Below are 24,016 nucleotides of genomic sequence, written 5' to 3' on the forward strand. Positions count from 1 at the left end.
GGGATCCATCTGCGGCTCAGTGTCCGCTGTCGACTCCCGACTGCCGATTCCCGACTCCCGCCACCAGCGTATCCAACCAACGCAGGTCGGAGGTGTCGGCCGCGTCGGCGACCAACCATTCTTCCACGTCCTCGACGTCGGCGGGAGGGACGCGCACCACCGCCCGGCTCGAGGCGCCCGGCGCCAACACGCCGAGGTGGTCCAGGCCGAGCGCCTGCGCGCCGCCGAGGGTCGCCGCACGGAGCAGGGTCGCGGCTGGCACGGCCGGCGCGGCCGCCCGCAAGGCCGCCAGTTCCGCGAACACGTTGAGGTCGGCGACGCTGGACAGGCTGTCGGTGCCGACGGCCAGCCGCACGCCCGCCGCCACCGCGTCCGCTACAGGAGGGACGCCTGCCCCGACCCATCGGTTGCTGCGCGGGCACAACACGAGCGTGGCGCCGACACCCGCGAGGACGTCGAGTTCGGGTCGCGTGAGCTGGGTGCCGTGCACGACGAGCAGGTCGCGGTGCAGGGCGCCGAGCTGCTGCAGGTAGGTCACCGGGGCCACCCCGGGAGCCTGCCAGTCGGGATCCCAGCTCCCGAGATCGGTCAGGAGGTCGCGGAAGGGCCCGGTGCCGCTGGACAGGAACTCGAGTTCCTCAGGTGACTCGGCCAGGTGGATGGAAGAGACCGGGCAGGCGGGCTGCTCGCGCGTCATGAACCACGTGACCGGCCGCCCTGGAGAGAGCGCCCCGATCAGCGGCGCCGACGTGGAGTACGGCGCGTGCGGCGCCACCGACGCGATGACGCGGGCACATCCCTCTTCCGCCAGGCGCCCCTGGGCAGTCATGGCGCCGAGCCGTGTCTCGCTCGCGATGCGCCCGGCATCATCGGCCTTGAATCCCAGCGCCTCGCGGAAGTGGATGCCCGACAGCGAGGAGGCGGCGAGCGGACCGATGGCCGCGTCCGTGTTGCCGATGTCGCCCACGGCGGCCGTGCCCGCCGTCTCGGCGCTGGCAATGGCCGTCGCGGCAGCCTCCACCACCTCACCCATCGTGGTGGGCGCACCGAACCGCACGCCGAGCATCGCGCGCACCCAGGCCACGAAGCTGCTGGCGGGCGGTACCCGGCCCGCCAGGTGCGACAGCTCCAGGTGCGTGTGTGCGTTGACCAGGCCAGGCAGGATCGCGGCGTGGCCGAGGTCGATCGTGGTGGCGGGCACCGGCCCCGGCGCGCCCGCCGCGCCGACGCCGACGATCTCCCCGCGCGTCGGGTCGACGTCGACCCACCCGTCACGAATGACCGGCGCGGCAATCGGCAGGACCCAGCGGGCGTGGACGCGGATGATCATGGAGTTGTAGCCGTCGACCTTCAGGTCGGCGGTCAGTGATGGTTCCCTCAGCCTCCGCGTCGAGCTGAAGCTCGACGCCCACGAACTGTCGGGGAGCCCCGGCCCTCACCGTCGGCCAAGGTCGACGCCTACACCTGCGGAACCTGCGCGCGGCGCTCGCGCTCGGCGCGCGTGCGCGCCTCGTACGCGGCCAGTTCGGCCGGCATCAGGTCGGCGCCGTCCTTCTTCGCGACGTCGAGCGACAACCGGCGCGGCACGGCCCGTTCGCGGAACACCGGCTGCCCCACCAGGTCGTAGTGCATGTTCCGGCGCATCGCCGTGAAGCCCATGTTCTCGATGTTGCGGACGATCTCGACTTCGTCCATGCAGTAGCTCGCGCCGGCGGCCCGCACGACGTTCTCCTCGATCATCACGCTGCCCATGTCGTTGGCGCCGAACGCGAGGCTCAACTGCCCGACCTTGCCGCCCTGGGTCACCCACGACGCCTGCAGGTTGTCGAAGTTGTCGAGCACGATGCGCGCCAGGGCGAGCGTGCGCAGGTACTCGACCCCGGTGAGCTCCACGCCCGCGAGCTCGGTGTGATCGGGCTGGTAGCTCCACGTGATGAACGCGGTGAAGCCACCGGTCTCGTCCTGCAGGGTGCGGAGCCGCATCATGTGCTCGATGCGCTCCTCGGGCGTCTCGACGCTCCCGTACATCATGGTCGCCGTGGTGCGCAGCCCCTGCAGGTGCACCTCGCGCATCACGCCCAGCCACTCGTCAGCGGTGGCTTTCCCGTAGCAGTTCAGCAGCTTGCGGACGCGGTCGACGAGGATCTCGGCGCCACCACCGGGAACGCTGTCGAGTCCGGCGGCGATCAGCCGCGACACGACCTCGGGCACCGGCAGCTTCGACATCCGCGAGATGTGCAGGATCTCGGGCGGCGACAGCGCGTGCAGGCGGAACGTCGGGTACTGCGCCTTGACGGCGCGGAACAGGTCCTCGTACCAGGCCAGCGGGATGTCGGGGTTGTGCCCGCCCTGGAGCAGCAGCTGGTTGCCGCCGACGCTGATCGTCTCGTCGATCTTGGCAAACAGCTCCTCGCGCGAGAGCACGTAGCCGTCGGGGCTGCCGACCGTGCGGTAGAACGCGCAGAAGTTGCAGCGCGCCACGCACACGTTGGTGTAGTTGACGTTGCGGTCGATGATGTATGTCACCACCCGCTCGGGATGGCGGCGGGCACGAATCGCGTCGGCCAGGCGGCCGAGTTGCCACGTGCTCGCGTCGCGGTACAGCACCAGCGCCTCGTCGGCGTCGATGCGCTCGCCGCGCTCCACCTTCTCCACAATGGCCTGCAGCGACATCTGCCTCGTGCCCTTCCCTGCTGTCGACATGCCCACCTGCTCCCCCACCTGGGACCGGACCGCGGCCGGCACGCCCAGGGCCTCGACGGCGCGCAGCACGTCGGGGCGCTGCGGCGCGAGACCGTCGGCCATGGCGAGGGTGAGATAGCGCGAGAGGCCCCGGAGGGCGCCCTCGTCCAGATCGTACCGAATGTTGTGGCGCAGGTACTGCTCGAGACCGGCCGCGCGCTCCGTCCGGGCACCGGCCTCGGCCCGCGCCAGTGCCTCGATCGCCTCGACGCCGGCCCGCCGCGCCTCGTGCAGCCGCGTCACCAGCGCCGGGCTGATGACTCCCGGCCGCGCAATCCACGTCGCGAACACGAAGGGCAGCCCGGTGAACGCCTTCCACGCCTCACCGAGGTCGATCTTCTGCGCCCCCAGCGCCTCGTAGGGCGCCTCGAGCGCCGGGTCGCCGATCACCAGTGCAGCATCGGCCACCGACAGCATCGCGGCCAGATCCGGCGTCGCATCGACGAAGGTCGGCGCAATCCCGAAGTGATGGCGGCACAGCACGCGCAGCAGGCCGACCGAGCTGCGGGAGCTCACGTCGAGGGCGATGCTGCGGACCTGCGGCACCGGCACGCGCGTGAACAGCGCCACCGACTGCACCGGGCCGTCGCAGGCAATCGCCAGGCCCGGCACGATGTCGTAGGCAACCCGGCCGCGCAGCAGCTCGATCACCGGCACCAGGCCGAGGTCGATCTCGCCGGCATGCAGCAGGGCCGCGCACCTCGACGGCACGTCGAGGCGCACCGCGAACTGCGGGTCGCGGTCGAGGCCGTACTCGAGGGGCCGGGCGTTGAGGAACCCGACCGCGCCGACCCTGATCACGCCGCGCCCCGCGGGCGCCAGGCGCCGTCCCGCTCGATCACCTCGAGCGAGGCCGCGGCGATGTTGCGCCGCACCTCCTCGACGATGGCGCGGCGCGGGCCGTGGGGCATGTCGTCGCGCGCCGGGACGGCGTCGATGTCGTCGGCGCCGAACAGGAGGCACGACTGCGAGAGCTTGGCCCCCATTCGGGTCCAGTGCGCCGAGAGGTGCGCCACGTTGTCGAGCGCGATGCGCGCGAGCGCCACGTGCCGCATGTCGTCGAAGCCCGTGGTCGGGGCATCGGTGGGCTGCTCCACCGGGAGCGGCGCGCACGCACGCACGACGCCGGTGGCCGCCTGCCACGCCCGCAGCTGCTCGAGCGCGTCGAGCAGGGCGTCGCCGTCGAGGGGCGTGCCGAGCGTCACCAGTTGAATCGCCAGCCCGGCCGAGGCCACTGCCTGCAGTTGCGCCAGGTCGAGGCGATCGAGGCGCGCGGTCGCGACGGCGTCGAGGCCGGCGGCCTTCAGTGCGGGCAGCACCGCGTCGAGGGGCCCGAGGCCCGCGAGCACGTCGAGCGACCACCCCGACAGCGGCAGCGAGGTCAGGGCACGGACACCGGCGACGGCAGCCACCGCCGCATCGAGGCTCGCGGGCACGCCGTCAAGCCGCACCTCGCCGGCCTCGGGGGCGAGTTCGAAGGCCCAGCCGCGGGCGTCGGCCGGCACGGCGAGCGTCTCGACGCGCACGAACGTGCCGCGTGCCCCGTGCAACCGCGCCCGCACGTCGGCCGCCAGCATGCCGAGCCCGATGAGGTCGCGGCTCGCGGCCAGCTCACGCAGCTCCGACGACGAGAGCGCGCCGCCCGAGGCGAGGCGCGTTGCCAGTTCTTCGATGTCCACGGTCACCATCTTCGTCCTTCGTCCCTTGGGCCTTGGGCCTTCGGCCTTGGGGCTCGAACCATGCGCCGCAAGCCCCAAGTCCTGAGCCGTGAGCCCAGAGTGCTGTCTGAGCCCTGAGCCTTGAGCCCCGAGCCTCTCCTACCCCTGCGTCATCGCGTCGTTGATGCGCTGCGCAAGGGCGAGGGCCCGGCGGCCCTGCGCGCCATCGACCCGCGGTGCCCGTCCCTCGCGCACGGCGCCGACGAAGTCCTCGAGTTCGCGCCGCAGCGGCTCGGCCTCGGGCACGGGCACCGGCCCGCCTTCGATGGCCGGGCGTGCGCCCTCCACCTTGCGGAGCCGCCACACCTCGAGCTCGCGGCTCGCATAATCCACCGACACGTACGCCGCGGGCTCGATGAACCGCACCTTGCGCACCCGGTCGCGGCTGATGCGGCTGGCCGTGAGGTTGGCGATGCACCCGCCGGCGAACTTCAGCCGCGCGTTGGCGATGTCGACGCGCCCGGTCAGCACCGGCACTCCGACGGCCTCGACCCCGACGACCTCCTCGTCGATCACCGACAGCAGCACGTCGAGGTCGTGGATCATCAGGTCGAACACGACGTCGATGTCGAGGCTGCGATCCGGGAACGTGCCCAGGCGATGCACCTCGATGAAGCGTGGCCGCGTGAGGAACGGCCGCGCGGCGTCCACCGCCGGGTTGAAGCGCTCCGTGTGCCCCACTGCCAGCACGAGCCCCTTCGCGGCCGCACGCGCGATGAGGTCGTCGGCCTGCGCCAGCGTCGTGGTCATCGGCTTCTCCACGAGCACGTGGATGCCGGCATCGAGCAACATCGCCGCCAGCGCGTGGTGCGCCTCGGTGGGCGAGGCGATGGTCACCGCGTCGACCTGGCCGACCAGCGCCGTTGCGTCGGTCAGCGACGTCGCAGCGCCGTGCTGGGCGGCGATCTCGGCGGCCCGCGTCGCGTCGACGTCGACCACGGCGTGCAGGCGCGCGCCCGGCGTGTCGCCGAGGATGCGCGCGTGATGGCGCCCGAGCGCCCCGACCCCGATCACCGCGACCCGCACCTCGTCAGCCACGCGCCTGTTCTCCCAGGGGACGCCCCACCACGGTCACGCCCGCCGCGCCGGCGGCGTCGGCCACCGCGGCGCCGTCGAGCACGAGCGTGCGTCCGGCGTCGATCGACAGGAGGCGGATGCCCGCCTCCCGCAACACCGCGATCGTCGGCAGCCCCACGACCGGCACGTCGAAGCGCATGTCCTGCTGCGGCTTCGCTACCTTGATGACGCAGGCGCCGGGCCCGGCGATTCGCCCCGCCCGGCGGATCGTCTCGTCGGTGCCTTCCATCGCCTCCACCGCCACCACCGCCTGGTCCTTCACGACGATGGTCTGGCCGATGTCGAGACCGGCAATCGCGTCGGCCATGCGATAGCCGAACGCCAGATCGGCCCGCGCCGCCTCGTCGGGCGGCGGCCCCGCGAGATGGCCGTCCCCGGCCAGCAGCGGCTGCAGGAACGCCGTCGAGTCGAGCAGTTCGATGCCCTTGCCCTTCATCACGTCGGCGATGGCCGAAATCAGCGCGTCGGTCGACTTGGCGCGCAGCCGCATCAGCACCTGCATCAGCGTCCAGTCGGGCGTGATGTTGGCAAACAGCTTCGCGTGCTTGACCTGCCCGGCCATCACGGCCTGGGCGCAGCCGGCCTCCTGCAGGATCTGGATGCAGCGGCCGAGTTGCCCGAGCGAGACCTTGTGGAGCGCGGCGCCGAGGGCAGCGGCTCGCTCGTCGAGGTCGGGCCCGGTCTCTTCCCTGATGGCGACGACGGTCACCGCGTGCCCGAGGGAATGGGCCGCGTCGAGCACGAGCAGCGGGAACCGGCCGTTGCCGGCGATGAGGCCGATGGAAGCCATAACGATTCGGGCCGCCGGTGGCCGGCTGCCCGCAGGCCTACTCGTCTGCCGACACCTCGTCGGGCCGCCGCGTCGCGCGGCGGAGGATCACACCGCGGCGCGCCCCGCGGATGAAGTCCACCAGGTACTGCACCTCGTCGCACTGCAGGTCGGGGTCGCCCTCGATCTGCGCCAGCGCGCGCGTCGTGTTCAGGCGCGACACGAGCAACAGCCGGTACGCGTGCCGCAGCCGGCTCACCGTGTCGGCGGTGAAGCCGCGGCGCATCAGGCCGATGGTGTTCAGGCCGTAGTTGCGTGCCCGGTTGCCCACCGTCTTGGCAAACGGCAGCGCGTCCTTGGTGACCACCGAGTAGCCGCCGATGAAGGCATGGCGCCCGATCCGGCAGAACTGGTGCACGCCCGAGAACGCGCTGATCGTCGCGTAGTCCTCCACGGTCACGTGGCCGCCGAGCGTGGCGCCGTTGCCGAAGATGGTGTGGTTGCCGACCTTGCAGTCGTGCGCCACGTGCGAGTACGCCATGAACAGGTTGTGGTCGCCGATGCGGGTCACCCCGCCGCCGCCCTCGGTGCCGCGGTGGATCGTCACGAACTCGCGGAAGACGTTGAAGCGGCCGATCTCGAGGCGCGTCGGCTCGCCGCGGAACTTGGTGTCCTGCGGGATCAGGCCGATCGAGGCGTAGGGGAAGATCTCGGTGCCCTCGCCGATCACCGTGTGCCCGTCGATCACGGCGCCCGCGCCGATCTTGCAGCGCGGGCCGATCGTCACGTGCGGCCCGATCACCGCGTTGGGCGCGACGGTCGTGCCCGGGCCGATCTGCGCGCCCTGCTCGACCACCGCCGTCGGGTGCACGAGCGCCGGCTCGGGCTCGATCGCCATCACGAGGGTGCCCTCGGCGACGATCTGGTCGTGCACGTAGGCCACGCCCCGCACCCGCGCCATGGTGGCGCGGCGACGTTCCACCGAGAGCTCGAGGCGCACGCGGTCGCCCGGCGCCACCGGCTTGCGGAACTTGGCACCGTCGACGCCGCGCAGCGAGGCGCGGTGCGGCAGGATGGTCCCGTCGGCTTCCTGCAGCAGCAGGACGCTGGCCGCCTGCGCCATCGACTCGATCATCAGCACGCCGGGCATGAGGGGCGCCCCCGGGAAGTGCCCCGGGAAGAAGTCCTCGTTGACCGTGACGTTCTTGATGGCCACCAGCCGCTCACCCGTGGTGAGGTCGGTGACCGCGTCGACCATCTGCTTCGGGAAGCGCGAGGAGAGCCGATCGACTACTGGCGGGAGATGGATGGACACGGGGCGCTCGTCGGCCGGGAGGAGAACTGGCGGGCCCGGCGCGTGTGCGCACGGGCCCGCGACGGCTTCGGGCGACCTTACTTGGCCGCCGGCGTGGCGGCGTCGAGCGCCGCGACCACGTCGGCCGTGACGTTCAGGCCGGCGTCGACCCACACCACCCCGGCATCGGCGATGCTCAGGATGAAGTGCAGGTTCTTGGCCTTGGCCACCTGCTCGATGACCGGCAGGAGCTTCTGCTGGAACTGCACCTGCAGATCCTGCGTGAACTCCTGGATTTCCTTCTGCGCGTCCTGGCTCATGCGCTGGAGCTCGGTCTGGAGGCGCTCGACTTCCTTGGCCTGCCCGGCCCGCGCCGACTCGCTCAGCACCGCGCCACCCTGCTCGAGCTTCTGCTGGGCCGACTGCAGCTGCTTCTGCTTGGCCTCGAGCTCGGCCTGCTTCTTGGCCTGCAGGTCCTTGATCTTCACGCCGGCCGCCTGGCCTTCCTTGCTGGTCGTGGCGATCGTGTTGAGGTCGACGTAGGCCACCTTGGCGTCCGCCGGGAACGGCCGTGGCGCCGGGCGGGCAGCAGGCGCAGGCGCCGCGGGCTGGGCGGCGGCACCCTGGGGGGCGGTTTGGGCACCGGCGGCAGCGGCCACCAGCAAGAGGCACGTCACGGACATGGCAAGCACGGACTTCATCGACGGCAATCCTTTCAATCCTGCACAGGACGGGCCCCACCCGGGACCGCATCCGCACCATTGAACCACACCCGTGGTTCAGCTCAGAACGTCGACCCCACGGCGAACCGGAACTGGAAGCTCTTGGTCGGGGTGTAGTCGTTCCTGAGCACCCCTTCCCGCTGGGGGTTGGCAGCGAAGATGAGACGGAACGGGACGTTCAGGACCGGCATGAAGAACCGGATCTCGGCCCCCGTCGAGGTCTTGAACTCGTCCCACGTGTAGTTCTGCCGGAAGGTCCGGACCTGCCCGGCGTCGTAGAACAGCACCAGGCGCACCGGCCCGGCGATGCTGATCAGGTACTCGAAGTTGAACAACAGGCTCTTGTTGCCGCCCAGCACGACCCCGGTCTGCGGGTCGCGGGGGCCGATGCTGCGAACGTCGAAGCCGCGCACGCTGTACTCGCCGCCCAGCACGAGGCGCTCGAACAGGGGCAGCGGCAGCGAATCGCCCCACGCCCGGATGTACTCGGTCTCGAAACGGAACCCGAACGACGACCGGCGCGTGTGCTGCAGGAACTGCACGTACTCGAACTTCGGCTTGAAGAAGCGCGTGTTGCCGCCCAGGCCGGCCAGATCGATCGAGGCCGTCACGCGACGTCCCGTGTTGGGGAAGATCGGGTTGTCGACCGTGTTGTGCACCAGGCTCGGGACGACCTTGCTGATGGTGCGCGCCTCGGCCGGCGTGCAGAACTGTCCGCCGTCCGGGTCCTCCGGGGTCGGCGGGGTCGGCGTGCACGACAGCAACAGCGCGTCCTGCAGGAACGGGTTGCGGCCGATCACGTCCGGGTCCGTGTACAGCGGGTTGAGCTCGGTGATCATCACCCGCTCGAAGCTGTACTGGAGGAAGCCGCGCGTGAAGTTGCGCGTCAGCGGGAAGCCCCACACGGTGTTGACGCCCGTGGTCTGCTGCGTGAACGCGCCGATGTACTGGATCTGCCGCCGCGAGACGTCCACGCCCGCGGTGATCGGCCGGTCGAACAGGTACGGCTCGGTGAACGCCACCTGGTAGAACTGGGTGCGCGAGCCGGCCGCCAGCGACAGCGACAGCGTCTCTCCCTTGCCCATGAAGTTGGACGTCGAGAACGCCAGCTGCCCGAAGAAGCCCTCGAACTGCGACACGCCGGCGCCGAAGGTGAGCTGGTTGCGGTTCTGCTCCTGCAGCGCCAGGGTCACGTCGACCTTGTTCTTCTCGCCGGGCGTCTTCTTGACGTCGATGCCCTCCTGCCCCTCCTCCAGCTGCTTGAAGTAGCCGAGCTGGTTGAGGCGTCGGACGCTGTTCTTCAGCGACTCGGTGTTGAAGACGCCGCCCTCGAGCAGGTTGAGCTCGCGCCGGATCACGTTGTCGCGGGTCGTGGTGTTGCCCTTGAACGTGATGCGGTTGATGAAGTACTGCTCCCCCTCCTGCATCCGCATCGTCACGTCGACGATCGGCGGGCCGTTGGGTTCGGCGCCATCGGGCAGGAACTTCTCGGGGTCGGCCGGATCGACCATGTCGAGCGGCCTGAGGTCGGGGAACCCGGTGAACTCGAAGTAGCCGCCGACCCCGTACAGCTCGCGCGCCTTCTCGAGGCCCTTGCGGATCTTCTTCTCCGAATAGAAGTCGCCGGTCTGCAGCTTGAAGATCGGCTGCAGCGCCTCGGGCTTGACGACCTTGTTGCCGTCGAAGGTGAACTTGCCCACCCGATAGCGGCGCCCTTCGGTCACCGGGATGCGCAGCTGCACCTGCCGCGACTTGCCGTCCTTGGAGGTCTCGAGCGTCCGGATTTCGGGCTGCCCGACGCGCGCCGCGATGTAGCCCTCCTCGCGGTACAACGCGCGGACCGCCTCGGCGTCCTCCTCGAACTTGGCCTGCTGGTAGACGCCCTTGCTGCGGAAGCGGTTGATGAGCGTCCGCTCCTTGTTCTCCTTCATGCGGCGCTTCAGCGCGCCGTCGCCCATCGCCTCGTTGCCGATGAACTCGATGTCCTTGATGAGGACCCGCGGGCCGTCCTTGATGGTGAACGTCAGGTTGACCAGCTTGGGCCCGCCGGCAATCGGCGTGATGGTGTGCGTGACCTCGCCGTCGAGGTAGCCCTTCTCCGAGAGCATCTCGCGGACCACGCTCTCGACGCGGCGGATCTGCGCCGGGTCGATGAACGAGTCCAGACGGATCACGTTGTTGATCTCGCGCAGCTTCTCGTCGACCTTGGTGGCCTCGATCTTCTCGCTGCCGACGTACTCGACGATCTTGACGCGCTGCCGTTCCTCGAGCCTGAACCGCACGTACTTGCCGATGACGCCGTTCGGGTAGGGCGTGTCGATCACCTCCACCGCGAGGTCATCGAGGAAGTTGGTCGCCCACAGCCGCTTGAAGTCCTCGGTGAGGTCCTTCTCCACCTCGGGCGTCCACGGCACCCACACGTTCTGCGACGGCCGGCTGCCGCGGGTCTTGATGTAGTAGAGGTACGTCTCGAACTCGATCGAGGAGACGTTGCCCTGCGTCGGGAAGCACAACTCGACCGTCCGGAGCACCGGTCCGCTGCCGGCCGCCGGCTGTGCCGTCGGGCTGGTCGGCGGAATCACCGCGCAGGCGCCCTCGACGTCGAGCACGCTCTTGGCGGGCAGGTCGACGGCCCCGCCAGCCGTCACCGTGGTGTCGGAGGACACCGGCGGCGGCGCGGGTCGGGTGCGGGACGCATCACCCTGGGGAGCGGCCGGGTCCGCGGGGGCGGGCGGCGGGGTCGTCGGCAGCGGCGTCTGCGGCGCGGACGGAGGTGTCTGCGGCGGGGCCGGTGCCTGCGCGCCGAGGGCGACCGGAGTTGCCCACAGGGCCAGGCAGAGCACCCCAGCAGGGGCAGCGAGTCTCATGCGTGTTCGCGATTCCTAGGGCGTCGTGTCGGCGGCCCGAGCATTGCCGAGACGAGCCGGGTGTGCCACGGCTGGACCTCGCGTGGCAGACCAAGCCGTCAGTGTACCGGAGATGAGACGTCGTGCGCCACCCGTCGGTCGGGCTGCCGTGACGGAAAAGTGATGGCGCAGGGCTCAAGGCTCTGGGCTCGGAGATCAGGCTCAGGGCTCAGGTCACGGCTCGGGGATCTGCTGACGGGAGGAACGCCAGGGACCCCAGGTCATCGGCCCGACTTGCCGGACGCGACAAGGGCCGGCCCACCCGAGGGGAGACCGGCCCTTGCCGTGTTCCTGTGACGTCGAGCCCAACCGCGCGCTCTCGGCCTTGAGCCTTGAGCCCTGAGCCTACTTCTACACCGTCGCCAGTTGCAGGCCCGGAGCTTCGGTGCCCACCGGCCGGTAGTGCGGCTGGCCCTCCGACATGTAGACCTCGAAGGACCCACCCGTCTTGAGGCGCCCGCGGATGAGCTCCTCGGACAGCGGGTCCTCGATGTACTTCTGCAGCGCGCGGCGCAACGGACGGGCGCCGTACGACCGGTCGTTGCAGGTCACGCCGATGATCCAGTCCACCACGTCGTCGCCGAGCACCAGCGTGAGCTGGCGGTCGACGAGGTTCCGGTTCAACTGGCCGACGAGCAGCCGCGTGATGTTGCGCAGGTCGTCGTCGGTCAGCGCCTCGAACACGATGATCTCGTCGAGGCGGTTGATGAACTCCGGGTTGAACGTCCGCTTGACCTCGCCGAGCACCTGCTCGGTGATCGTCTTGGTCTCGGCCGACTCGCCCGGCTGGAAGCCCAGCGACGCCTTCTTCTGGATGAAGCGGGCGCCGATGTTGGACGTCATGATGATGATCGCGTTCTTGAAGTTGACGCGATTTCCCAGGCCGTCGGTCAGGTGGCCGTCCTCGAACACCTGCAGCAGGATGTTGAACAGATCCGGGTGCGCCTTCTCGATCTCGTCGAGCAGCACCACCGAGTAGGGGTTCCGCTTCACCTTCTCGGTGAGCTGACCGCCCTCCTCGTGGCCGACGTACCCGGGCGGCGAGCCAATCAGCTTGCTCACCGAGTGCTTCTCCATGTACTCGGACATGTCGAAGCGGATCAGGGCGTGGTCGCTCCCGAACAGCAGGTTGGCCAGCGCCCGCGCCAGTTCGGTCTTGCCGACGCCGGTCGGGCCGAGGAACAGGAAGCTGCCCACCGGGCGGGCCGGGCTCTTCAGGCCGGCGCGCGAACGCCGGATGGCGCGCGACACGGCGCTGATGGCGCGGTCCTGGCTGATGACACGCGCGTGCAGCTCTTCCTCCATCCGGAGCAGCTTGTCGCCCTCGTCCTCGTTGATCGAGGTGAGCGGCACGCCGGTCCACTTGGAGACGACCTCGTCGATCTCCGGCCGACCGACCGTGACGCGACGGTGGCTCGAGGCGACGTCGAACTTCTCGCGCACGAACTGCAGGTTCTCGCGCGCCATCACTTCCTGCTCGCGGAAGAACTGCGCCCGCTCGAAGTCCTTCTGCGAGACGGCGCTCTCCATCTGCTCGACGGCGACGCGGATGTTCCGGTTGATCTGCCCGAACTCCTCGCTGTACCCGGCTTCGCGCAGCTTGGCGCGCGCCCCGGCCTCGTCGAGCAGGTCGATGGCCTTGTCGGGCAGGAAGCGGTCGGTGATGTACCGGCTCGACTGGTACACGGCGGCCTCGAGGGCCTCGCGCGAGTAGTCGACGTGGTGGAAGGTCTCGTAGCGCTCCTTGATCCCCATGAGGATCTGGATGGCCTCGCCCTCGCTGGGCGGATCGACCTTCACGGCCTGGAAGCGCCGCTCCAGCGACCGATCCTTCTCGATGTACTTCCGGTACTCGGCGGGCGTCGTCGCGCCGATGCAGCGGATCTCGCCGCGCGACAGCGCCGGCTTGAGGATGTTGGCCGCATCGAGCGAGCCTTCGGCCGACCCGGCGCCCACCAGCGTGTGCAGTTCGTCGATGAACACGATGATGTTCGGGTTCTCGACCAGCTCCTTCATGATCGCCTTGAGGCGTTCCTCGAACTGCCCGCGGTACTTCGTGCCGGCGACGATCAGCGAGATGTCGAGCGCGAGGATCCGCTTGTCGGCCAGGAAGTGCGGCACGTCACCGACCGCAATCTTCTGCGCCAGGCCCTCGACGATCGCCGTCTTGCCGACGCCGGGCTCGCCGATCAGCACAGCGTTGTTCTTGGTGCGACGGCAGAGCACCTGCTGGACGCGCTCGATCTCGGTCTCGCGCCCGACCAGCGGATCGAGGGCGCTCTTCAGGGCGGCCTCGCTGAGGTCGCGGCTGAACTCGGCCAGCAGCGGCGTCTCCTTGACGCGCGTCATCGTCGTCTTCTCGTTCAGCAGCGCGACGATGTCCTCGCGCACCGTGGCCAGCCGCATGCCCTTCTCCATCAGGATGGTGGCTGCGACCGACTGCTCCTCGCGCAGGATGCCGAGGAGCAGGTGCTCGGTGCCGATGTAGTTGTGCGACAGCTGGTCGGCCTCTTCGGCCGCGTACTGCAGCACGCGCTTGGTCTCGGCGCTGAAGGGAATCTCGACCGAGGTCGAGACCTTCTCGCGGAAGACGGTGCGGCCCTCGACCTCCTTGCGGATGGCCTCGAGCGACAGGTGAGACCGCGCGAAGATGCGGCTGGTGAGTCCCTTGCCCTCGCGGATGAGGCCCAGCAGGAGGTGCTCGGTCTCGATCGAGACGCTACCCAGCTGGCTCGCCTCGTACCGGGCGAAGAAGAGGACGCGCCGCGCTCGTTCTGTATACCGCTCGAACATGTGGTCCCTTGGAAGAGCTCACGCGGCCTGCGCGTGGGGTGCCGTGTGTCCGCATTATACGGGAGGGCCGCGCGGCCGCCCCGCGCAAACGCCCGTGTCGGTGCACCGTCCATGGCTCCGACCCCGCGACACACACGACCGCGGGCCCTGTCGTTAGGACGCCATCCGCCCTCGGACGGATGGGACGGGCGGTCAACCCCGCCCCGGCCCTCAGGCCGGGCGCAACCGACCGCCCTCCAGCCGGAGCACCCGGTCACAGGCGTCGGCCAGCCGTCCGTTGTGGGTGGCGATGACCGACGTCAGGCGGTGCTCGGCGTGCATTTCCCTCAGCAACGCATGCAAGGAGTCGGCCGTGTGCTCGTCGAGGTTGCCGGTCGGCTCGTCGGCCAGCAGCAGCGCCGGACGCATCACGAGCGCCCGGGCGATGGCGACCCGCTGCTGCTCGCCGCCCGAGAGCGTGCCCGGGCGGTGCGACAGGCGGTGTCCGAGGCCGACCCGCTCGAGCAGCGAGGTGGCGCGGGGGCGCCCGTCGGCCAGCGGCACCCGCCCGATCCGGAGCGGCATCTCCACGTTCTCGAGGGCCGAGAACTCGGGGAGCAGGTGGTGGAATTGGAAGACGAATCCAACGTGTTGGTTCCGGAACGCGACGCGGCCGGCGTCCGACAGGGCGTGCAGGGCCACGCCGTCGACCTCGACGACCCCGGCATCGAGCCCGTCGAGCCCGCCTAGCACGTGCAGCAGGGTGCTCTTCCCCACCCCGGAGGCGCCGACGATGGCCACCATCTCCCCCGCCTCGACCTGCAGGTCGACGTCGCGCAGGACCTCCACCGGTCCGTTGGGCGTCGGGTACGACTTGGCGAGGGAGGAGACGGACAGGAAAGGCATGGGGCTCAAGGCTCAGGACTCAAGGCTCAGAAAGCTTACAGGCAGAACGCTCCGTGAGCCCCAGGCAGGAGCCGTGCCCAGCCCGCCATGGCCGCCGGCGAATCTACCCGTCACCGTGCTCTTTGTGCCGTGAGCCGTGAGCCGTCAGTGTGCTCTCCGAGCCCTGAGCCTTGAGCCCTGAGCCTATTGGTACCTGAGCGCCTGCGCCGGGTCGAGGCGCGAGGCCTGCCGGGAGGGGTAGATCGTGGCGAGGAAGCAGACCAGCAACGCCGCCAGGACGACCAGGACGAAGTCGTCGGCCTGCACCTTGAACGGCACGTAGGCGACCTGATAGACGTCCATCGGGACACGGATGAGCTTGTAGCGGTCGAGCACCCACGTGACCAGCAGCCCGCTCGTGGCGCCGACCAGCGTGCCGATGGCGCCGATGATGAGCCCCTGCAGCATGAACACGGCCGTGATGCTCCGCGCCCCGGCGCCCATCGTCTTGAGGATGGCGATGTCGCGACTCTTCTCCATCACCAGCAGCACCAGCGAGGCGACGATGTTCAGGGCCGCCACCATCACGATCAGACCGATGGTGATGGAGATGGCCATCTTCTCGAGCCAGAGCGCCGAGAACAGCGACTGGTTCATCTGCGCCCAGTCCTGGGTGACGTAGAGGCCGCCGAGCCGCTTCACGAGGTCGGCCGCCACGGCCGGCGCGGCGTACATGTCGTCGACGCGCACCTGGATGAAGTCGGGACGGTCGCGCGCCAGCAGGCGCTGCGCGGTTGGCAGCGACACGAACCCGTAGGCGGCGTCGAACTCGTACAGCCCCAGCGAGTAGACCCCGACCACCTCCAGCCGTCGACTCCCCATCGTCGGGCCGAACGGCGAGAGCGGTCCTTCCGGCGTCATCAGCGTGACGGTGTCGCCGACGTCGACGCGCAACTGGTCGGCCAGGGCCTGTCCGATCGCGATGCCCGCCAGTCCTTCCTCGGGTTGCGAGGCCAGCGCCGCCAGTGAGCCCTTCGTCATCCGCGCCCCGACGTCGGTCACCTCGCCCTCGGTCGACGGCTCGATGCCCTTGACGGTGATGAACGCCTGCTGCTCGCCGGCCGTGACCAGGGCCTTGCCGAGCAGGATCGGCGAGGCGCCCGTGACGCGCGGCACCTGCCTGATCCGCGCGATGTCGCCGCGCAGGTCGGTGAGCCCGTCGCCGACCTTCCACACGTAGATGTGCGGCGACGCGCCGACGATGCGGTCGCGCAGTTCGCCCTGCAACCCGGTCATCAACGCGAGCGCGATGATCAGCGCCATCACCCCCACGGCGACGCCGATCGTCGAGATGACCGAGATCAGCGACAGGAACGCCTGCTTGCGCCGGGCGACGAGGTAACGGAGGGCAAGGAAGAGTTCGAAGGGCATGAGGTACAGGCTACAGGCTCAGGGCTCAAGGCTCAGAGAGCATGGCTCGGGGCTCAGGGCTCAGGGCTCAGGGCTCAAAGAGCATACTGTGCCCGACGCGGCATCGCTCATGCAGGCTGAGGTGACGGCATGGCTCGCGACGTCAGGAATCTCGAGGTATTCCGCGAAAGCGACCGATTGTTGTTCGCCGTCATGGCGCTTGCTGCCAACCTGCACACACCGGCACGCTTCATCTTTCGCGATCAGCTCACCCGCGCGGCGCTGTCGGTCCCGCTGAACCTGGTGGAAGGCAGCCAGCGGAGCACCACTCGCGAGTATGGCCGCTATATCGAGATCGCGACCGGTTCGGCCGCCGAAGCGAGGTATCTGCTTTCTGTGCTGCGACGGCTGGTTGAGCCAAATCATCGCCTCCAGCGCCTGGAGCAGGACTACGACACCCTCGTCAGGCGATTACAGGCCTTGCGCTCGAGACTGGCGCAGTTATCGGCCGACACCGGCAGAGCTGCGCCCGCTTCTGAGCTCCCCGTCTCGACCCTCTCTGAACCTTGAGCCTTGAGTCCCGAGCTGTTCAGTCGCGCGCCAACCTGACGCTCAACGCTGGCGAGGCCTCCTCGAAGCGCGTGTTCTCTTCAGGCTGCAGCAGTCGCGTGGCAAGCAGCCGGTGCGGTGTCGCCGACATGTCGTGAAGCGAGATGGCGACATCGCCATTCGCCGCCACGATCGGCACGAAGCCCCAGGTCCGGCCATCGGTGAGGCGCAGGGTCGCCACCTGACCTGCGGCGGACTTCAGCACGATGACCGCTGGCTGGCCGTCCACCGCCACGTCGAACGCCACCACCGCGCTGCCCGTCTGGGCGACAGGCTCGCTCGTGCGGGCGTCGACCTCAATCCACTGCCCGTCCGCGGCGCAGCGTGCGGCCCGGCCGGGTTCATCGCGCATGGCAATCTGGGCGCCACTGGAGTACTCGGCGCCCCGGTCGTCGACGCACAGCGTCCTGCGCTCCGACACCAGCGCGCGAGTCTGGCCCACGAACGCGCGTGGCAGCGTCGGCCTCGACAACGCCAGGGCGTCGCTCCCGAGCATGGCGCTTCGGTTGGGCGTCACGCCCCATGTTGCGCCATTGACGTATGCGATCTCCCGGACCGCGCAGAAGGCCTGAACGTGCTCGCCTCTCCCCTCACGCCTGGCGAGGTCGGCCTCGACCAGGCCCGCGTCCACGCGCGCGGTGGCCCCTGGCACCAGCGGCATCGACACCCAGCCCGTCTCGAGGATCTGCACGGGGCGCCCTGCAGCGGCCTTGAACGAGAGCACGCCGACGAAGCGCAGGCGCTCGATGGCCGCCGTCGACGTGTTCTGCAACTCGAAGGTGCCGCACACGTGCGCCTCGCTCGACGAGACGGCGAGAATCCGTAGCGCGCTTCCATCCTGACGCTGTGGGAACCCGTAAGGAATGGTCGCGCCTTCCGCATCCCGTCCCGCCGCGAGCAGTTGCACCGCAAGGTGCCTCGAGGCGGTGGCGACGATCGACGGCAACAGGGCGGTCACCAGGAGCAGCGCGGTGGCGACGAGGGACGTGCGGACGATCGGCATCGACATGGGCGGTTCTCCTTCGAGCAGGCGACGGACACGGGTGATGAGTCGGGGGCCGGCCATGCCGACGACCGGCCGGGCGTGCTGCAGGGCACCGAGTCGCGCCACCAGCGTGAGCGCCTCGACGTACCGGGCGCGCTCGCCCGCGGCTTCCACCGATGCGTCGTCGCAGCAGAACTCGCGTGCTTCCCTGAGGCGGGCGCCCATCCACCAGACAGCGGGGCACTGGAACAGCAGCGCTTCGACGAAGGACTGCGCGAGGTTGGCGGCAAAGTCACGGCGCGCGACGTGCGTGAGTTCGTGCACGAGGACCGGCGCCAGGCTCTTGTCCGGCATGCACTGCAGCAGGTGCGCAGGCACGAGGACTGCCGGCGCGCGGATGCCTACCGCGACCGGCGCCTCGACCTCGGTGGACACCAGGAGGCTGGTGCCCTCGACCTTCGCCTTCGTACTCAGACACTCGAAGATGCGCGTGAGCGGGCCATCGTCCAGCGGCCTGGCGCGCACTCGGAGTCGGCTGGCCGCTCGCCACGCTAGCAGGAGGCGCGCCAGCAGCAGCGTCGCGCCGAGCATCCACAGACCCGCAGCGAGACCGAGCGCGACTGGCGGCAGCGGCACCGCCGCATCCGGCGCGGGTGGCGCGACCGTCACCGCGGCAGGGACGGAACGTGTATCAGCCGTCGTGGCCACGCCCCTTGCAGCGGGCAATGCGGGCGCCACCGCGGCCTCGCCCGCTGGTGTCGAGCCGCGCCCGAGCGTGGCAGGGACGACCAGGAGCAGCGGTAGCCCGAGAACTGCCAACACTGCAGCGGTCCCGAAGGCGTACGAGGCGGCGCGGTACTGGGCCACGGCAGGGCCCGTTCGACGGGCAAGTCGCCAGACTGCCAGCGCGAGAGCCGGGATCGCGGTGGCGACCACCGGAAGGATGACGAGCCACCCCAGGGCAACAAGCCAGGGGTGATCGAGCACCGCCCAGGCCCGGGTCATGACTGCCCCTTCTTCTGGACCTGGTCCAACAGGGCGCGGATCTCGTCGAGTTCCTCGGCGTCGACGCGCCGCCCCGCAAGGGCGCTCTGGAGCAAGCTGCGCGCGGATCCGCCGAAGGCTTGTTCGAGGAGTTGCCCGGCGAGCGCGCGCTGCGTCGCGCTGCGCGGCTGCGCGGGCGCGTACACATGTGACTTGAAGCGTTCCTCGCGGGTCAGCAGGCCCTTCTGGTGCATCACCTGCATCTGCTTGAGGACGGTCGTGTAGCCGATGTCGCGCAAACCCGCCACGACATCGTGCACCTCGCGGACCGTGCTCCCGCCCCGGTCCCACAGCACCCGGAGGATGTCCAGCTCCGCATCGGTGGGCGTCGGCGCGGCGGATCGTTTGACCATGGCGTCACCTCGTGGAGGATGACGCTACTACGACCTTCGTCGTAGATCAACGATCAAAATCGTAAGACCACGCGCGGCAGGAGGGCGACCGCTTCGGCGAACCGGCCCTCCCCGAATGCTCGCCGTGTGCCGCAGCCGTGTGCTCTCTGGGCCGTGAGCCGTGAGCCTGCTGTGTCTGTCTGAGCCGTGAGCCCTGAGCCGTCAGCCCTGTTCTTTCTGAGCCTTGAGCCCTGAGCCCTGAGCCTGCCCCTGACTTCTCATCAGCGGAAACAGGATCACGTCGCGAATGCTCGCGCTGCCCGTGAGCAGCATGACCAGGCGGTCGATGCCGACGCCCTCGCCGCCGGTCGGCGGCAGGCCGTACTCGAGGGCGCGAATGTAGTCCTCGTCCATCTGATGCGCCTCGGCGTCGCCGCGGGCCCGATCGGCGAGTTGGGCCTCGAAGCGGCGGCGCTGCTCGGCCGGATCGTTGAGCTCGCTGAAGGCGTTGGCCACCTCGAACCCACCCGCGTACAGCTCGAAGCGCTCCACCGTGTCGGGGTCGTCGGGCTTCTGCTTGGAGAGCGGCGAGACCTCCGTCGGGAAGTCGTAGATGAACGTCGGCTGGATCAGGTCGTCCTCGCAGAGCGCCTCGAAGATCTCGGTGGCGATCTTGCCCGCGCCGACGCCGTCGGGGACTTCCAGCCCGAGCGCAGTGGCGATGCTGCGGGCGGTGGCCGCGTCGCGGAGCATGTCGGCCTCGACCGAGCGCTGCAGCTTCTCGGAGGCGCGATCGGCCGCCGCGTGGCGCAGCGACAGCCGACGGAACGGCGCGGCGAACGAGATGGCGTGCCCGTTGAACGTGAGGTCGGTGGTGCCGATGGTCTTGATCGCCACCTCCGCGAACATCTCCTCGGTCAGCCGCATCAGGTGCTCGTAGTCCACGTACGCCTGGTAGAACTCCAGCATCGTGAACTCGGGGTTGTGCTGCGTCGAGATGCCCTCGTTGCGGAAGTTGCGGTTGATCTCGTACACGCGATCCATGCCGCCGACCACGAGGCGCTTGAGGTAGAGCTCCGGCGCGATGCGCATGTAGAGCTTCATGTCGAGCGCGTTGTGGTGCGTCACGAAGGGACGCGCGAGGGCGCCGCCGGCGATCGGCTGCATCATCGGCGTCTCGACCTCGAGGAACCCGCGTCCGTCGAGGAAGCCGCGGATGGCCTGCAGGGCGCGGGCGCGCACCTCGAACACGCGGCGCGCGTCCGGGTTGACGATCAGGTCGAGGTACCGCTGGCGGTAGCGCGTTTCGATGTCCTGCAGCCCGTGCCACTTCTCGGGCAGCGGCAGGAAGCTCTTGGCGAGGAACACCAGGTCGCTCGCCCAGATGGTGAGCTCGTTGGTGCGCGTGCGGAACACGCGGCCCGCCACGCCCACCTGATCGCCGAAGTCGAGCAGCTTGAAGAGCGCGAAGGCCTCGGCGCTCACCGAATCCTGGCGGATGTAGGCCTGGATGGTGGCCACGCCGTCCGACAGCACGAGGAAGTTCGCCTTGCCGAACGTCCGCATCCCGAGGATGCGCCCCGCCGCACGCACGTGCACATGGTCGGCCTCGAGCGCCTCGCCGGGCGTCTCGCCATACGTGGCGACGAGCTCGCTGACGCGGTGCGTCGTGTCGTACGCGTTCGGGTAGGGGCGGACCCCGAGGGCCGTGAGGTCCTCGAAGTTCTTGCGGCGCTGGGCGACGAGTTCGGAATCGGACATGGGGCTTACGGCTGAAGGCTTGCGGCTCAGGGCTTACGGGTCAGGGCTCGGGGCTCGGAGTGCGTCGCTCAGGACTCCCGGCCCGGGCCCGCCGGAGCCTTTGGCGAAGGCGGCTGCCCGGATCCCGGTGACCGTTCCTTCTCGAGCCGCTTGCGGATGGCATCGAGCACGCCGTTGACGAAGCGCACGGCGTCGGGCGCACTGAAGGTGCGCGCCAGTTCGAGGGCCTCGTTGATGACGACCGCCGGTGGCACCTCCCGGCGCTCGAGCAACTCGAAGACCGCCAGCCGCAGCACCAGGCGATCGATGACCGCGAGGCGCTCGATGCGCCAGTTGGTCGCCGCCTCGGCGATCAGCGGATCGATGCGGTCGAGCGTCCGCGCCGTGCCCTGCGCCAGCGCCACGGCCAGCGCGTCGCGCTCGGCCACCGGCGGCCGCAACTGCAACTCGCGGACACCGGCGATGGCTTCGGGAAGCGCATCGCCGGTCATCTCCCAGCCGTAGAGCATCTGGAGGGCGCTCTCACGGGCCTGCCGGAGCTGCTGCGCGTCGAGGCTCACCCTTCGCTCCCCTGCCCGCGCGCCGGCGCCTGCCACTCGCGCGCCAGCAACGCCATGGTCACGGCCGCGACCGCGGCCTCGTAGCCCTTGTTGCCGGGCCCCTCGGGCACGCGCGCCTCGGCTTCGGCCTGCGTGTTGACCGTGAGGACGCCGAAGGCCATCGGCACCCCCTGGGCGAGCGAGGCCTGCATCATGCCGTGCGACACGGCCGAGGCGATGTAATCGAAGTGGGGCGTCTCGCCCTTGATCAGGCAGCCGAGGCACACGATGGCATCGACGCGGCCGGATGCGGCGGCGGTACGCGCACCGAAGGGGATCTCGTAGGCGCCCGGGACGTCGAGGCGCTCGACGTCGGTGGCCGACACGCCGGCCGCCGCGAGGGCCTCGCGCGCGCCGGCGGCGAGACGCTCGGTGATGCCGTCGTGGTAGGTGGACACGACGAGCGCGACGCGCAGGCCGGGCGCCTGCGGGACGGGCTGGAGGATGGCGGGACGCGACACGGAGTTGCTCCTATCGACCGGTGAACGTGGCCGGACGCTTCTCGAGGAACGCGCGGACGCCTTCCCGCATGTCCTCGGTGGCCGCGGCCAGCCCGAAGAGCCTCGCCTCGGCAGCGAGCCCGTCGGCCAGCGGGCGGTCGAGGCCATCGGCAATCGCCTCGCGCGCGTACCGGAGCGCGAGCGGCGCACGCGCGGCAAGTTGGTCGGCCAGCGCCTGCGCCTCGTCCATAAGCGCAGCCGCCGGCACCGACCGCAGCACGATGCCGAGGCGCACGGCCTCGTCAGCCGACACCTGGCGCCCGGTGAGGATCAACTCGAGCGCCTGCTGCCGCCCGATGGCACGCGCGAGGCGCTGCGTACCACCGAACCCCGGGATGAGCCCGAGCGAGGTCTCCGGCAGGCCCAGGCGGGCCGTGTCGGCCATCAACCGGAACGTGCACGCCAGCGCCAGTTCGCACCCGCCGCCGAGGGCGTAGCCGTTGATCGCCGCGATGGTCGGGACCGGCATGCTCTCGAGCCGGTCGAACACGGCCTGCCCGGCCCGCGCATACGCTGCCGCGGCGTCCGCCGTGAACCCGTCGAACTCCGCGATGTCGGCCCCGGCCACGAAGGCCTTGGGCCCGGCCCCGGTCACGATCAGCACCCGCAGCGCAGCCTCGTCGGCAAGCGCGTCGAGCCGCGCGCGCAGCGCCGCCAGCGTCGCGCGGTTGAGCGCGTTCAGCTTCTCGGGGCGCGTGATGGTCAGCACGCGCACCGCGCCGGTGCCCGTCAGGTCGAGGTACTGGTCGCTCATGTCGGCAGTGGCAGCACGCGCGGTCGGGTCGGTCGGCCGCGCGCGGATTCGGCGCGAACCCGCCAGGGACGGCTGTGACTCAGGGACGGGCGGCGGTGCGCCGCCTGTCGAGGAGTATAGCCCACGCTCCCGCAGCCCCCATCGCCAGTGCGGCGCCGACCGCATCGGCCACGACATCGGCGACGTCGGGGGTCCGCCCGGGCACGAAACGCTGGTGGACTTCGTCGCTGACGCCGTACGCGACGGCCAGCAGGAAGGCGGCCAGCAGCGCCGAGCGGGTCACCGTGCGCCACCGCCACGCCGTCAGGCCCATCAGCAACAGCACGGCCAGCACGCCGAACGTGAAGGCATGCGCTTCCTTGTCGCTGACCGACGGGGGGCTCGGCAGCGACGGCTGCGACGACAGCACGAAGATCATCGACAGCCAGGCGATGGCCGGCACCCAGCCGATCAACCGGCGACGACGGTCGGGGGTCACAGCGGGAACGGGAACATCAGCCAGCCGAGGAGGAGCGCGGTGCCGATGAACCCGCCGGCGATGTAGAGCGCCAGGCGCACCTGGCCGGCACGGTCGTCCTTCTGCAGCACCGCGAGCACCGTCGAGACGCAGGCGGCGAAGAACACGAGGAGGAGGAAGTGGCTGGTCATCACGGCTTGCGGCCGATCGCGATGTCGTACGCGTCGAGCACCACCAGCGCGTTCAGCAACCCGGCCACGATCAGGTAGGTGTTGGCGTACTCGTAGCTGACGGCCACGACGTTGCCTGTCCCGAGCCCGGCGGCCCAGGCCAGGAAATACGGGATGCCGACCCCGAGGTTGGCCAGGGCGGCGAGGCCGACCAGCGGTTCCTGGAAGGTCACCGGGAAAATCCGCCCCTCCAGCCAGAGCCCGGCCGCGAACAACAGGACGATGGCCAGGAGGAACACGACGCCCTTGTCACGCCGGCCGAGCCACACGTGCGCAGCTCCGGGCACGAGCCATCCGATGGCACACAGGACGAGCGGCGGCACGGGCGGAAGCGATGGTGAGGCGGCGCGCGCGGACATCAGCGGACAAGTGTAGCAAGGGACGATCGGGCACCGGGCACCGGGCACCGGGCAGGGGGCACCGGGCAGGGGGCGCCGGGCGCCGGGCACG

Annotated in this window: 21 protein-coding genes; 1 reads left to right on the forward strand and 20 read right to left on the reverse strand. The window is 70.0% G+C overall.

What is annotated here, in order from left to right:
* Nucleotides 1–16: 16 nt before the first annotated feature.
* The 11 genes from TBR22_RS16690 to TBR22_RS16740 form a co-directional block, all read right to left on the reverse strand.
* Nucleotides 17–1,330 carry an amidohydrolase family protein gene (locus TBR22_RS16690; protein ID WP_239488980.1) on the reverse strand — a complete coding sequence of 438 codons (1,314 nt, stop codon included), beginning with the start codon at nt 1,328–1,330 and terminating at the stop codon, nt 17–19.
* A gap of 128 nt (nt 1,331–1,458) precedes the next feature.
* Entirely contained in the window at nt 1,459–3,543 is a 2,085-nt protein-coding gene (gene mqnC / locus TBR22_RS16695) for a cyclic dehypoxanthinyl futalosine synthase (RefSeq protein ID WP_239488981.1), read from the reverse strand.
* The gene (locus TBR22_RS16700; protein ID WP_239488982.1) at nt 3,540–4,427 is read right to left on the reverse strand and encodes a hypothetical protein; all 888 of its coding nucleotides are present in this window, start codon (nt 4,425–4,427) and stop codon (nt 3,540–3,542) included. Before TBR22_RS16700 ends, mqnC begins: the two co-directional genes overlap by 4 nt.
* Before the next feature lie 132 nt (nt 4,428–4,559).
* Nucleotides 4,560–5,498: a Gfo/Idh/MocA family protein gene (locus TBR22_RS16705; protein ID WP_239488983.1), complete on the reverse strand. Its 939-nt coding sequence runs from the start codon at nt 5,496–5,498 to the stop codon at nt 4,560–4,562.
* A complete protein-coding gene (locus TBR22_RS16710) occupies nt 5,491–6,327 on the reverse strand; it encodes an LpxI family protein (protein WP_239488984.1) in 837 nt (278 codons plus the stop codon). Before TBR22_RS16710 ends, TBR22_RS16705 begins: the two co-directional genes overlap by 8 nt.
* Nucleotides 6,328–6,364: 37 nt before the next feature.
* Nucleotides 6,365–7,621 (reverse strand): acyl-ACP--UDP-N-acetylglucosamine O-acyltransferase, encoded by a 1,257-nt coding sequence (lpxA, locus tag TBR22_RS16715; protein WP_239488985.1) that lies wholly within the window; start codon nt 7,619–7,621, stop codon nt 6,365–6,367.
* A 77-nt stretch (nt 7,622–7,698) separates the two neighbouring features.
* A complete protein-coding gene (locus tag TBR22_RS16720; RefSeq protein WP_239488986.1) occupies nt 7,699–8,301 on the reverse strand; it encodes an OmpH family outer membrane protein in 603 nt (200 codons plus the stop codon).
* An 83-nt stretch (nt 8,302–8,384) separates the two neighbouring features.
* Complete coding sequence (gene bamA / locus TBR22_RS16725) at nt 8,385–10,988, reverse strand: outer membrane protein assembly factor BamA (RefSeq protein WP_239488987.1); 2,604 nt, start codon at nt 10,986–10,988, stop codon at nt 8,385–8,387.
* A gap of 591 nt (nt 10,989–11,579) precedes the next feature.
* A complete protein-coding gene (locus TBR22_RS16730; RefSeq protein ID WP_239488988.1) occupies nt 11,580–14,021 on the reverse strand; it encodes an ATP-dependent Clp protease ATP-binding subunit in 2,442 nt (813 codons plus the stop codon).
* A 210-nt stretch (nt 14,022–14,231) separates the two neighbouring features.
* Entirely contained in the window at nt 14,232–14,915 is a 684-nt protein-coding gene (locus TBR22_RS16735) for an ABC transporter ATP-binding protein (protein WP_370651352.1), read from the reverse strand.
* A 174-nt stretch (nt 14,916–15,089) separates the two neighbouring features.
* Nucleotides 15,090–16,316, reverse strand: coding sequence for a lipoprotein-releasing ABC transporter permease subunit (locus TBR22_RS16740; protein ID WP_239488990.1), 1,227 nt, complete (start codon nt 16,314–16,316; stop codon nt 15,090–15,092).
* Nucleotides 16,317–16,445: 129 nt separating this feature from the next.
* Here TBR22_RS16740 and TBR22_RS16745 point away from each other — a divergent pair, with 129 nt between their 5' ends.
* A complete protein-coding gene (locus TBR22_RS16745; RefSeq protein WP_239488991.1) occupies nt 16,446–16,865 on the forward strand; it encodes a four helix bundle protein in 420 nt (139 codons plus the stop codon).
* Between the two features lie 19 nt (nt 16,866–16,884).
* Here the strand turns inward: TBR22_RS16745 and TBR22_RS16750 are convergent, their stop codons facing one another.
* The 9 genes from TBR22_RS16750 to TBR22_RS16790 form a co-directional block, all read right to left on the reverse strand.
* Nucleotides 16,885–18,894: a M56 family metallopeptidase gene (locus TBR22_RS16750; RefSeq protein WP_239488992.1), complete on the reverse strand. Its 2,010-nt coding sequence runs from the start codon at nt 18,892–18,894 to the stop codon at nt 16,885–16,887.
* Nucleotides 18,891–19,286, reverse strand: a complete 396-nt coding sequence (locus TBR22_RS16755; protein ID WP_239488993.1) for a BlaI/MecI/CopY family transcriptional regulator — start codon at nt 19,284–19,286, stop codon at nt 18,891–18,893. Before TBR22_RS16755 ends, TBR22_RS16750 begins: the two co-directional genes overlap by 4 nt.
* A gap of 201 nt (nt 19,287–19,487) precedes the next feature.
* Entirely contained in the window at nt 19,488–21,026 is a 1,539-nt protein-coding gene (lysS, locus tag TBR22_RS16760; protein WP_239488994.1) for a lysine--tRNA ligase, read from the reverse strand.
* Nucleotides 21,027–21,094: 68 nt separating this feature from the next.
* Entirely contained in the window at nt 21,095–21,586 is a 492-nt protein-coding gene (gene nusB, locus TBR22_RS16765; protein WP_239488995.1) for a transcription antitermination factor NusB, read from the reverse strand.
* Complete coding sequence (ribH, locus tag TBR22_RS16770) at nt 21,583–22,086, reverse strand: 6,7-dimethyl-8-ribityllumazine synthase (RefSeq protein ID WP_239488996.1); 504 nt, start codon at nt 22,084–22,086, stop codon at nt 21,583–21,585. Before ribH ends, nusB begins: the two co-directional genes overlap by 4 nt.
* A 10-nt stretch (nt 22,087–22,096) precedes the next feature.
* Complete coding sequence (locus TBR22_RS16775) at nt 22,097–22,879, reverse strand: enoyl-CoA hydratase/isomerase family protein (protein ID WP_239488997.1); 783 nt, start codon at nt 22,877–22,879, stop codon at nt 22,097–22,099.
* 79 nt (nt 22,880–22,958) lie between these two features.
* On the reverse strand, nt 22,959–23,357 hold the full coding sequence (locus TBR22_RS16780; protein ID WP_239488998.1) for a VanZ family protein: 399 nt from the start codon (nt 23,355–23,357) through the stop codon (nt 22,959–22,961).
* A complete protein-coding gene (locus TBR22_RS16785) occupies nt 23,354–23,527 on the reverse strand; it encodes a hypothetical protein (RefSeq protein WP_239488999.1) in 174 nt (57 codons plus the stop codon). The genes TBR22_RS16780 and TBR22_RS16785 overlap by 4 nt, the downstream gene beginning before the upstream one ends.
* Nucleotides 23,527–23,889: a DUF6677 family protein gene (locus tag TBR22_RS16790; RefSeq protein ID WP_239489000.1), complete on the reverse strand. Its 363-nt coding sequence runs from the start codon at nt 23,887–23,889 to the stop codon at nt 23,527–23,529. Before TBR22_RS16790 ends, TBR22_RS16785 begins: the two co-directional genes overlap by 1 nt.
* Between the last annotated feature and the right edge of the window lie 127 nt (nt 23,890–24,016).

The sequence above is a fragment of the Luteitalea sp. TBR-22 genome, from assembly GCF_016865485.1.
In the GTDB taxonomy this organism is placed as follows: Bacteria; Acidobacteriota; Vicinamibacteria; order Vicinamibacterales; family Vicinamibacteraceae; genus Luteitalea.